Raw genomic sequence first — 12,170 nt, forward strand, 5'->3', positions numbered from 1 at the left:
CACATAACTTTAAGTTATCGAATCATGATTTTAATGTATTGGAGTTATATTTTGCGCTTTCTTAAAATGAAGTCAACAGTTTAACGTTGTTCAATTGAGAGAATATTATGCTTAGCGCTATTAAAAATTTGGGTATTAATACTAAGCAATACGGCGATACGCGCTGGTGGTTAGGTATGCTGCTGGTGGCTGTTTTGGCGGGAGCATCTGTTGCATTAAGTAAGTTACCCGTAATGCAAAGTGCCCAGTTTAGCTCTTTAACGATTGGTATTGTGCTTGGCATTATTGTGGGTAACAGTGTGTTTTCGCGCATTGCTACGCAAACCGATGTGGGTGTTGATTACGCTAAAAGTATATTGCTTAAAGCGGGGGTTGTGTTGTTTGGGTTTAGAATTACCTTTGCGCAAGTAGCGGGCGTAGGCTGGGAAGGCTTATTAACCGATGTTGTAATGCTGTTAGGCACATTTATTTTGGCAGTGCAGCTAGGTAAGCGCGTATTTAAGCTTGATGAACAAACAACCATATTAATTGGCGCGGGTAGCTCTATCTGTGGCGCAGCAGCTGTAATGGCAACAGAGCCGGTTATAAAAGCACAGGCGCATAAAGTATCGGTAGCGGTGGCAACGGTGGTGGTGTTTGGTACGTTAAGTATGTTTGCCTACCCAATAATGTTTGAGTTTATGGGGTTGAGTGAGCACGCTTACGGTATTTTTGTAGGCTCAACCATTCATGAAGTAGCGCAAGTGGTTGCAGCGGGCACAGCTGTAAGCGCCAATGCTGCAGATACCGCCGTTATAGAAAAAATGCTAAGGGTGATGATGCTTGCACCATTTTTAGTGGGCTTATCGTTTTGGCAAAGTAAAAAGCATGCTAAAACAAACAATAACGTGCATGGCGGCGAGCAAAAAGCGGGTATTACAATCCCTTGGTTTGCGGTGTTATTTATTGTGGCAAGTGGTGTACATTCGCTATCAGTTATTCCTCAAGTCGCTACAAGCGCAGTTGTTTGGTTTGATAATATATTACTCACCATTGCGATGGTGGCTTTAGGCTTACGCACACATGTTGGGGTAATTCGCCAAGCGGGTATTAAACCGCTGTTACTGGCGCTGTGTTTATTTTTGTTTTTAACCTTGGGTGGTTACGCTATTAATATAGGCATTGCTGAGCGGTTTTAAATTTTTGATGAATAACTTGAATTCTGGTTAAGAGATTTAAAAACGCTATAAATAATAACGATATTTAAGCTTGTTTCTCTCTAGTTAGAAATTTTTGGTGAGAACAAGGCGACTTTACGCGTCAATAGCTGGCTTATTGCAAGTAAATTCAACGCAGTTAGCACTAAAAATAGCTGCTTGAGATAGATTTATTATCCAGAACTCAGGTTAACTAGATTGGCGGCTCAAATTGGCCAATCAACTTCGTTTAAGGTATCCAGCTGTGTGCTGGTATTTTTATTGCCTTGCCATTTATTAGTGTAAACAGCGTGCGGGTCAAGCTGTAACGTTTGTTTTTCAATATTGAAGTGCCTACCACCACGCGGATCTACGCCTACACCTGCTATATATTGCCAATTACCCCAATTAGCGGCTACATCGTAATCAATCAGTTGCTGTTCAAAATAAGCTGCCCCATAGCGCCAATCGAGGCCAAGCTCGTTCACTAAGCAGCTTGCTGCAATTTGCCTTGCTCTATTTGATATATAACCCGTAGCGTTTAGCTCGTTCATAATGGCATTGACTAATGGGTAGGGTGTAGCGCCATTACACCATGCAGCAAATCGGCTTGGCATAAATGTAGTGAGGGGTTTGGTTTGCTTTTGGCCTTTAAAGCTAAACAGGCTTTTACCTGCCTTAAGTGCATGCCATTTAAAATATTCTCGCCATAGCAATTCAAATTTAATCCAGTAGGTAGACTCGTTTGTTATTTGGTTATGTTCGTACGCCTCAACGGCGTTATAAACTTGCCGCGCACTTACACAACCAAAAGCAAGCCAGGTGCTAAATTTTGTGGTGTTATTAAAGCCATCAAGCTCGTTTCGAGTTATTTTATAAGTACTTGGCAGCAAGCCTGAAAAGTATTGCTTTAAATGTGTTTGCGCACTTTTAAACCCGCCATGCATTACGCCATTATTTGCTATACGCTCTAAAGGTTTTTTAGCGCACAAGGTTATTGGCTGAGGGAGCAAACCGTTTGGTAATGTTGAAAGTGAAATGGGGCTAGTGGCGGCCTCTACCTTTTTACGAAACGGGGTAAAGTGTTTAGGTAATTCGCTTAAATCAAACGGTAGGTCACTTTGTTTATAAAGCGTGTCTTGCTGCGTTCCTGTAAATTTTGTACTGGGGCAATGTGATTTGAGTAAGTTTATTTGGCGTTGCTCGTACACACCAAATTGCTCGCTGTATACAACTTCATCTATATTTTGCTCATTAATACGCGCTTTTAAAAGCGATACAGGTTCGCCTTCAAGTACATGCAGTGTTTGCCCGCGATCAATAAGCTCTTGTTGCAGCTCATACAAGCTTTGCATTAAAAACTGCTGTTTATGCACGCCATATGGCTTTTGTTGGTAGTTATTATTTTTAAACCAGTGTGGGTTTATAACAAATACAATATCTAGTACGCATTGCTGCGACACAAGGTCACTAAAAATAGCATTGTCGGTTAGACGTAAATCGTTTTGTAGCCAATATAAAATGCGTTTGCTCATAGGTTAGCTCAGGTTTTTGTAATCATTAACTTTACGAAGCAAAAGCGGGTAGAGATTAGTTTTGAGGTGTTTAAGAGGGTTTTAAAAAGAGGCGGCAAATAATACCGCCTCCTTTAATGTTAAATAGCTGATTTTTGCTCTGCTATCCAATCGTTTATTACGTCTTCTAATACTTCCATAGGCAGTGAACCTTGACCTATAACGGTGTCGTGAAAGCTGCGTATATCAAATTTAGCGCCTAGTTCTTTTTCAGCTTTTGCGCGTAGTTCGCGTATTTTTATTTCGCCCATTTTGTACGAAAGCGCTTGGCCTGGCCATGATATATAACGATCTATTTGATCCTCCACCGCACTTTGTGGCAAAGCAGTGTGATCTGCCAAGTAGTCAATAGCCTTTTGGCGGCTCCAACCAAACGCATGAATACCGGTATCAACAACAAGCCTCACAGCACGCCACATTTCGTAGCCTAAACGACCAAAGTCGCTGTAGGGGCTTTGATAAAAGCCGGCTTCTTTACCTAAGCGTTCTGTGTAAAGTGCCCAGCCTTCGCCAAATGCTGAGTGGCTAAGTGTGCGTCTAAACTGGGGTACATTTAACTCCATTGCAATGGCGTTTTGTAAATGGTGCCCTGGTATTGCCTCGTGAAGGCTTAGTGCTTCTAAATTATACAAAGGCTGTAGCTTAGGTGTTGAGGCCAAAAAGTAAGTGCCAGGGGAGCGGTTATCAGCAGGTGGCATATAAAACGCACCACGACTCGCTGAGCCTTTAATAGTAAAGGTGTTACGCGGTAAATTATTAAAGTAGGCTGGTAACTTGCCATACATTTTTTGCGTAATAAAGGCTGTTTTTTCAAGCAGGTCTTGCGCGTCTGTTGCGTAAAATTGCTCATCGGTTGCTAAAAATTCTAAAAAATCGCTGTATGTGCCATCAAAACCTACTTCATCAATAATGTTTTGCATTTGCGTTTTTATACGCGCGACTTCTTTTAAGCCAAGCTCATGAATTTGCTTTGGTGTGGCATTGGTTGTGGTGTAGTAATTAACTGCATATTTGTAATACTCAAGCCCGCCTTTAACGCTTGCAATACCCGGCTGGGCTCTACAGTTTGGCATGTAATCGTTTTCAAAAAAGTCGTAAAAATACTGATAAGCAGGGACTACTTTTGAGCTGATTAAGGCCTTTGCTTTATTTTGGTATGTGGCTTTTTGCTCTGCTGTAAACGTGTTTGGTATACGTGTAAAGGGCTCGTAAAGGGCACTGTTTTCAGGTTGCTTAACAATATGCGCGCTAATGCTTTGGCTGTAATTTTCAAAGGTTTTGCAGTAATGAGTAAAGCCTGTTTTTATACCTTCTTTCATTAAATCAATATTTTGCTGATTAAATCGAGGGTAGTCGGCAAGGCTGATTAAAAATGCGTTGTAATCGTCGGGTGTTAAAAATGCCATGTTAGCCGGTGCTTCGGCAAAATAAGTATGCCAGCCACTTAAAAAATTAACCGGAAAATACTTATCTTGATAAAGGTAGCTTTGCTGCTCTGTTTCTCGCTCATATTTAAATAAGCGGTAGTTCATTAGCTGCTCGTTGTTGAGCGTTTTTGGGTCAATGCTGGCTAAGCTTTTTAGTACGCTGTTGTTATAAGCTTGGCGCTTTGCAATGGCTTGCTCGCTCCAATTTGGCAATGTACCGCTGGGTTTCCAGCCGTCTGGGTCGGTACGAAAAAATATTTTTTCGGTTTTGGCATTTTGCCAATGGTTATCAATAATGGTTTTTAAATCAGTGTTACTGTCGGCTAAGCTTGGTAGCGATACAACCGCTAAGCATATAGCTAGAATACTTTTTTTAAACATAGTCATCCGTTATTGGCGAGTTAGTTATTATTTATCGCGCTTTTTTATTTTAATTTGTGCTCAATATAGTACCAAGTTAACTTAATCAATGCGCTTACTTTTATAACCAGTACCTCTAGGTTTTACTGTTGATTGAACAAATTTCACTGCGTAACTGATTGGCGTACTAGTTTATTGTTTTATCAGCGTTTAGAATGATTAAAACTTATTATAAAAAATGACCGTCATGTTTAATAAAGTAATTACCTTAATTGATGAAGCTAATAACCAAGACCCAAATAGTGAACAGCACAATGGACAACGCTTTCCTAAAGAAAGTTTATACGCCTTGCGCATGAGCGAAATGTTAACTCGTTTTAAACCAGATGCCGATGAACTCATGCAAATTGCAGTGCGCGGGCAGCATATACAACGCTGGAAGTCGCCACGTAGTGACTTTGAAATGAATAAGCAGGGCTATCATCAATGGCGCAGTGCACTTTATATATTTCATGCTAGCAGTGTTGTTGCGCTCATGAAGCAAGCTGGTTACGATGAAGCTGAGCAAAACCGAGTGTACGATGCAGTCGCTAAAAAGAATATTAAACGTAATCCAGACAGCCAGCTTGTTGAAAATGTGGCTAGTTTGGTGTTTATTGAACATTATATGCTTGGATTTGCCAATGCAAAACCAGATTACAATGAGGAAAAGTGGATTGGTATAATTCGTCGTACTTGGCAAAAAATGTCAGATGAAGCGCATGAGTTTGTACTTGCAGGTAATATTACATTACCCGCACCACTTGTTGGGCTTATTCACAAAGCGCTTGAGTAAAGTAGTATAAGTTAAGTATTAAAATAAAAAGGAGTTTTAAATGCATTGCCCACGTACAAATGCCTCTCTTGAGCCGTTATTAATTGGCGGTATTACTGTTTACACTTCAGCGCAAGGCGGCGTATTTTTTGATAACAGCCAAATTTTTAAATTTAGCTCGCCAGAGCTAAAGCATGGTCAGGTGTTGCTAAAGCATTTGAGTGAACATAGCGAGAGTGAATACGATGTATCGCTACGAATTAATTGCCCAAAGTGCAAAAAAATTGTAATGATGCGCAGGTATTTTTCGCCAGTAAAGGCCGTTGAAATAGATGAATGCCCAGGCTGTGCAGGAATATGGCTTGATAGTGGCGAGCTGGCAAAAATACACGAAAACCACTTAACACCCAAAGAGCGTAAGCTATTAGCTCATGAAATGGCAACCAATCATGGGTTTATAACTATTAAATCACCTACTTCTAGGTTTACGCCAACTAATAAAAATAAAAGTGCGCATGAAACCACCGTTGAGAACTTGGTTCGCTTAGCTTTACTTAGTTTGTGACTGTTAAAAACATATTAAAACAAAAACGGCGTACTAAAAAGTACGCCGTTTTTATTACAATAAACTAATTTTTAACGAATTTATTTATTACGATTTTCTTTAGCAAATGCACGTATTTTACGCTTTTGCGACAGTGTTACTTTATTAACACGACCAGCAAATGGGTTTTCACCTTCTCTAAATTCAATTTTGATTGGGGTGCCCATAATTTTAAGCGCTTTACGGTAGTAGTTCATCAGGTAGCGTTTATAACTATCTGGTAAATCTTTAACTTGGTTACCGTGAATAACAATACGTGGTGGGTTATAACCACCGGCATGCGCATATTTGAGCTTAACACGACGACCACGAACAAGTGGCGGCTGGTGATCGGCTTGAGCCATGTCCATAATACGACGCAACATTGCAGTACTTATACGTTTAGTTGCAGACTCATACGCTTCGTCAACAGATTCGAATAAATGACCAACACCTGTACCGTGTAGTGCAGATATAAAGTGTAGGCGTGCAAAGTCAATAAAGCCTAAACGGCGATCGAGCTCTGATTTAATACGATCTTTAACGTAATCGTCTAAGCCATCCCATTTGTTCACAGCAATAACCAATGAACGACCTGAGTTAAGGGCAAAGCCAAGCAAGCTTAAGTCTTGATCTGAAATACCATCGCGAGCATCAACAATCAATAACACAACGTTACAATCTTCGATTGCTTGAAGCGTTTTAATTACAGAGAACTTCTCAACTACGTCGCTTACTTTTTTACGTTTGCGAACACCGGCTGTGTCAATTAACACATATTCTTTTTCATTTCGCGTCATCGGAATGTAGATAGAGTCACGTGTTGTACCAGGCATATCGTATACAATTACGCGTTCTTCACCGAGTATGCGGTTAGTAAGTGTAGACTTACCAACATTAGGACGACCAATAATAGCAAGCTTTACAGGTTTGTCTGCAAATGCCTGGTGATCGGTGTCGCTGTCTTCATCTTCTTCGTAAAGATTAATAAGCTCTTCGTCATCGCCTGTTACGTCTTCGTCTTGTGCAGCTAATTCAGCAATAAGCGGCTGAAGTGTTTGCTCAAGTAATAACGTAATACCACGACCATGGGATGCTGCAATATGATGAATTTCACCTAATGATAATTGGTAAAATTCAGCACAGTTTGAATCTGCATCAATACCATCGGTTTTGTTGGCAACAACAAAACACTTTTTATCTTGCTTGCGTAAGTGATTAGCAATTGCTTGGTCAGCTACGGTCATACCTACACGAGCATCTACTAAAAACAGAACAATGTCGGCTTCTTCAATGGCTAGCAGAGATTGATCTGCCATTTCGATTTCGATGCCTTCTTCTGAGCCATCAATACCACCCGTATCTACCACGATAAATTCATAGCCATCATAACTAGCTTGGCCATATTTTCTATCTCGTGTTAAACCAGGGAAATCGGCTACGAGCGCATCACGAGTACGTGTTAAACGGTTAAATAATGTGGACTTGCCCACATTGGGTCGCCCAACTAGAGCGATCACGGGAAGCATAAACTACCTCTTTAAAAAACAACAAAAGGCTTCGCAGTGCGAAGCCTTACAAAAAATAATTAACTATTAGCAGGTTATACTAATAGTAGTAAGTTAGTTCGGTATTTTAACCGCACTAACTTCACCATCACGGGTGTATAAAATCAGTTTATCGTCGGCAACAACAGGCTCAATAAAAAATCCTGAACTGTCAAAGTCTTCACGAGATACTAGCTCGCCAGTTTCTTTATTTAACCAATGCAGGTTACCTTCTTGGTCGCCTATAGCTAAATGGCTACCAGCAACTGTAGGGCCTGTTAAGTACCAACCACGTAGAGCGGGTTGGCTCCAACGTTCAATACCTGAATCTTTATCCAATGCGTAAATAACACCATCGCTATCTACTACATAAATACTCTGTGCGTCCATTGCAATATCGCGGTAGCTACTGTATTCACGTTTCCAGACAATATTACCTGAGCGAATATCAATAGCTGCTAAGTTACCATTATAAGCAATAGCATATGCGTATGGGCCGCTAATAAGTGGTTGAGTATCTACGTCAACTAGGCGTTCAAACTCTGATGCACCTTTAGCTACCGCTATTTCTGCGCTCCATGCTGAGTAACCACTTTCTGAAATCAAAACGTTTAACTTGCCTGTTTCAAGGCCAACTAATACACCACCGTTAGCAACGGTTGGCGAGCTTTGTCCGCGCAATGTTAGCGGCGGTACTTCTTGTTCAAAGCTCCAACGCTGCTCACCTGTATCTGGGTGTAGCGCTAATAATTTACCAGACGCTAAATTAACAAAAACTAAGCCATCGCCAGCAGTTGGTTTTGATAGCGATTCACCAGGTACATTTTTACGCCAAACTTCTTCGCCTGTTTCACGGTCAAGGGCTATAATGAAGCCATGTTCAGAGCCAATATAAATCTTACCATAAGCTTGTAAAATACCGCCTGATAATTTTGCTGTACCGTTGTCACTCCATGGCCAAAATGATAAATCCTGACGCACGTCAGTTTCCCATTTTGTGTCGCCATTCGTAAGCGAAAGTGCTTCAACTTGGCCTTCACGGCTAGCAATGTATACAGTATCTTTATAAATAGCAGGCGTTAGACGAGAGAAATAATGCTCTACACCGTCACCAACTGATTCTTGCCAAACAACGTCAGTTTCAAACTGGTTTACAATTTCAGGAAGTACTAGTTCGTCTTCATCATCACTTGATGAACAACCCATCAGTGTTGCCATACATAGGGCAAGGGTTGCAGTCGTTAATTTTCTCATGCCTAAAACCTTAAGCCGCTGGGCTAGTTACTGCTAGGTCATCTAACTTAACTTGTAATAGTGGGTTACTGGTTAATCCACCTGCATCTACAGCTGCTTGATAAGCAGTGCGAGCCTGATCTTTATTACCTTGCTGAGCGTAAATATCGCCTTTAAGTTCGGCAACGTTTGCGTTAAATGCTTCTGGTAATGGTGCATTTAATGTATTTAATGCATCGTCATATTTAGTTTGTGCAATTTGAATGCGGGCTAAGCGTGTAATCGCAATTGCTTTTAGTTCTGTATTTTGCACATTAGATACGATCCAACTCAGTTTCTCGCTTGCTACATCTAACTTTTGCGCATCTACAGCATCTTTAGCAGCAACAAACGCGGCTAATGTTGCGTAGTTTGTGTCTTTATTTTCGCTGATAAACGTATCTGCTGAAGATAATACATCATCACCTTCAACAAGCTTAGTGAAAGAGTTTGATGCTTTCTCAGCTGTTGTGATTTGGTTTTGGTTATACGCTTTCCAGCCATACAAACCACCTAAGCCAACAACTATACCTAGTGCAAGTGAAACGCCGTTTTCACGGAAAAAACGTTTAATGGCTTCTGCTTGTTGTTCTTCTGTTGAATAAATATCCATGTTTACCTCTAATGTCAGCTTAGCCGTTAATAAGCTCAGCTAATAGCGTTTTAGCTTGTTCTAATTCTAATGTGACTTGTTCTTTACGTTCACGTAAGTATTTTATAGTCACAACGCCTTTTTCTAATTCATCTTCACCGATAATAACAGCAACAAGTGCATCGCTCTTATCAGCACGTTTTAATTGTTTTTTAAAGTTACCGCCGCCAGCATGTACCATAACACGTAAACCAGCTACGTCACGACGTAGTTCAGAGGCAATAATAGGTGCTTGAATACTTGCTTTGTCGCCCATCGCTGCTAAATATACATCAGCATTGCGACGAATGTCACCCACACACTCAATAGCCTGTAGCAATAATACTAAGCGTTCTAGGCCCATTGCAAAACCAACCGCTGGGGTTGCTTTACCACCTAGTTGCTCAACTAAACCATCGTAACGACCGCCAGCACAAACAGTGCCTTGTGCGCCTAAACTGTCGGTTACCCATTCAAATACGGTACGGTTGTAGTAGTCTAAACCACGTACTAATTTTTCATTAACCGTGTATGAGACGCCTGCAGCGTCTAAACGTTCACATAAATTTTCAAAATGTTCTTTTGATTCAACATCTAGGTGCTCAGATAATTTAGGTGCGTCGGTTAATATGGCTTGTACATCTGGGTTTTTGCTATCAAGTACGCGTAATGGGTTTGAATACATACGACGTTTTGAGTCTTCATCAAGCACATCTATGTGTTGTTCAAGGTAAGCTACTAATGCATCACGGTAATCGGCGCGCGCTTCGTTAGATCCTAATGAGTTAAGCTCTAAGCGTACGTGCTCAGTAATACCAAATGCTTCCCATAGTTGCGCTGTTAATAAAATAACTTCGGCATCTATATCGGCTGTGGCAATACCAAATGTTTCTAAACCAAATTGGTGAAACTGGCGGTAACGACCTTTTTGCGGGCGTTCATGGCGAAACATTGGTCCCATATACCAAAGACGCTGCTCTTGGTTATATAATAATCCATTTTCGTTACCTGCGCGCACACATACAGCGGTGCCTTCAGGGCGCAGTGTTAATAAGTCGCCATTGCGATCTGCAAAGGTGTACATTTCTTTTTCTACTATATCGGTTACTTCACCAATAGAGCGTTTAAATAAGTCGGTTGATTCTACAATAGGAAAACGAATTTCTTGATAACCGAACGATGCTACTGTCTCGCGTAAAATGCTTTCTACTTTCTGCCAAACTTGTGTGTCGCCTGGCAGACAATCGTTCATACCGCGAACTGCCTGAATTTGTTTTGCCACTGATAAATCCTAAATGCTGTTTATGTGTAATAAAAAATGCTTACACAACAAGAATGCTAAAAATTGACCCGCTATTATATACCCAAACTACCCCAAGATGCGACTTTCAGTTGGAATTAAAAGCGATTTAGGCAAGGCATTGATTGCAAATAATAGAGGTTCTATTGTTAAAATCAACAACGTAGTATAAATCGCTTTAAAACCAACCCATTGGGCGGTTCACAGATCGTTGTTACTTTTTAAAAGGGATTGCCATACTTGCAAAGTAACGCCTTGATATTAAATCCCTGTGAAACGCTGAGTTCTGTATTTTGAGGTGGTTTGGGTATCCACTTGCTATAAAGGTCAACGGCAAACAGCGTTGTTTGCCACTAAATACGGTATTTATTCGACTATTTTTATGTCGATAGGTGTTTGGTTTTGCTTTTGGGCTATAAAGTCACGTACATAACCTTCGAGTTGTTCAACAATATTATTGTTATCGATACGTGCTTTTTGACGCTCGCCATTAATATATAAGCCAGAACGACGGTTTGCACCCGCAAGACCTATATCACTAACGAGTGCTTCACCTGGGCCATTTACAACACAACCAATTACCGAAACCGATACAGGCTCAATAATATCTTCAAGGCGTTCTTCAAGCTGGTTCATGGTGCTAACTACATCAAACTCTTGGCGTGAGCAGCTAGGGCAGGCAATAAAGTTAATACCGCGTGAGCGTATACGCAGCGATTTTAAAATATCAAAGCCTACTTTGATTTCTTGTACTGGGTCGGCTGCAAGTGATACTCGTAGTGTGTCGCCAATGCCTTCAGCAAGTAACATACCTAAACCAACGGCTGATTTTACCGAACCTGAGCGCATGCCGCCTGCTTCGGTAATACCTAAATGCAGTGGTTGGTCTATTTCTTTAGCAAGTAAGCGATAAGCGCCTACCGCTAAAAATACATCTGATGCTTTTACTGATATTTTAAATTGGTCAAAATCAAGACGGCGTAATATATCTACATGGCGCATTGCTGATTCTAATAAGGCTTCAGGTGTAGGCTCGCCGTATTTTTCTTGTAAGTCGCGCTCAAGTGAGCCGCCATTTACACCAATACGAATAGGAATGTTATGCTCGCGAGCTGAATCGACCACGGCTCTAATACGTTCTTCGCTGCCTATATTACCTGGGTTTATTCGTAGGCAATCCACGCCGTATTTTGCCACTTTTAAGGCTATACGGTAATCAAAGTGAATATCGGCTACTAAAGGGATAGTGACTTGTGCTTTAATACTTTTAAATGCATCTGCTGCATCCATTGTTGGCACTGACACACGCACAATGTCGGCACCGGCATCTTGTATTGCCTGAATTTGTGCCACGGTTGCATCTACGTCCATGGTATCGGTATTGGTCATTGATTGCACTGCAATCGGTGCACCATCACCAATAGGTACATTACCTACATTGATACGAGTTGATTTTCTGCGTTTAATTGGAGATTCTGAAAACATAG

The 12,170-nt window shown here is 41.0% G+C and carries 10 protein-coding genes; 3 read left to right on the forward strand and 7 right to left on the reverse strand.

Features of this window, described 5'->3' with window-relative positions; all coding sequences use genetic code 11:
* Nucleotides 1-107 precede the first annotated feature (107 nt).
* On the forward strand, nt 108-1,178 hold the full coding sequence (locus tag D172_RS20990; RefSeq protein WP_007377429.1) for a YeiH family protein: 1,071 nt from the start codon (nt 108-110) through the stop codon (nt 1,176-1,178).
* Between the two features lie 224 nt (nt 1,179-1,402).
* Here the strand turns inward: D172_RS20990 and D172_RS20995 are convergent, their stop codons facing one another.
* Nucleotides 1,403-2,710 carry a DASH family cryptochrome gene (locus tag D172_RS20995; RefSeq protein WP_007377430.1) on the reverse strand — a complete coding sequence of 436 codons (1,308 nt, stop codon included), beginning with the start codon at nt 2,708-2,710 and terminating at the stop codon, nt 1,403-1,405.
* A gap of 119 nt (nt 2,711-2,829) precedes the next feature.
* Entirely contained in the window at nt 2,830-4,557 is a 1,728-nt protein-coding gene (locus D172_RS21000) for a DUF885 domain-containing protein (RefSeq protein ID WP_007377431.1), read from the reverse strand.
* Between the two features lie 226 nt (nt 4,558-4,783).
* Between D172_RS21000 and D172_RS21005 the strand changes: the two genes are divergently transcribed.
* Complete coding sequence (locus D172_RS21005; protein ID WP_007377432.1) at nt 4,784-5,371, forward strand: DUF4202 domain-containing protein; 588 nt, start codon at nt 4,784-4,786, stop codon at nt 5,369-5,371.
* Between the two features lie 40 nt (nt 5,372-5,411).
* Nucleotides 5,412-5,915, forward strand: a complete 504-nt coding sequence (locus tag D172_RS21010) for a zf-TFIIB domain-containing protein (protein WP_007377433.1) — start codon at nt 5,412-5,414, stop codon at nt 5,913-5,915.
* 80 nt (nt 5,916-5,995) lie between these two features.
* On the opposite strand, the gene der is transcribed toward D172_RS21010, so the two are convergent.
* From der to ispG, 5 genes are all read right to left on the reverse strand, one after another.
* The gene (der, locus tag D172_RS21015; RefSeq protein WP_033017497.1) at nt 5,996-7,462 is read right to left on the reverse strand and encodes a ribosome biogenesis GTPase Der; all 1,467 of its coding nucleotides are present in this window, start codon (nt 7,460-7,462) and stop codon (nt 5,996-5,998) included.
* Nucleotides 7,463-7,555: 93 nt separating this feature from the next.
* Nucleotides 7,556-8,734 carry an outer membrane protein assembly factor BamB gene (bamB, locus tag D172_RS21020; protein WP_007377435.1) on the reverse strand — a complete coding sequence of 393 codons (1,179 nt, stop codon included), beginning with the start codon at nt 8,732-8,734 and terminating at the stop codon, nt 7,556-7,558.
* A gap of 10 nt (nt 8,735-8,744) precedes the next feature.
* The gene (locus D172_RS21025) at nt 8,745-9,365 is read right to left on the reverse strand and encodes a YfgM family protein (protein ID WP_007377436.1); all 621 of its coding nucleotides are present in this window, start codon (nt 9,363-9,365) and stop codon (nt 8,745-8,747) included.
* A 19-nt stretch (nt 9,366-9,384) separates the two neighbouring features.
* Complete coding sequence (hisS, locus tag D172_RS21030; RefSeq protein WP_007377437.1) at nt 9,385-10,665, reverse strand: histidine--tRNA ligase; 1,281 nt, start codon at nt 10,663-10,665, stop codon at nt 9,385-9,387.
* A gap of 384 nt (nt 10,666-11,049) precedes the next feature.
* Complete coding sequence (gene ispG, locus D172_RS21035) at nt 11,050-12,168, reverse strand: flavodoxin-dependent (E)-4-hydroxy-3-methylbut-2-enyl-diphosphate synthase (RefSeq protein ID WP_007377438.1); 1,119 nt, start codon at nt 12,166-12,168, stop codon at nt 11,050-11,052.
* Between the last annotated feature and the right edge of the window lie 2 nt (nt 12,169-12,170).

Origin of the sequence: Pseudoalteromonas sp. Bsw20308, from assembly GCF_000310105.2 — a bacterium.
GTDB classification, from domain to species: domain Bacteria; phylum Pseudomonadota; class Gammaproteobacteria; order Enterobacterales; family Alteromonadaceae; genus Pseudoalteromonas; species Pseudoalteromonas fuliginea.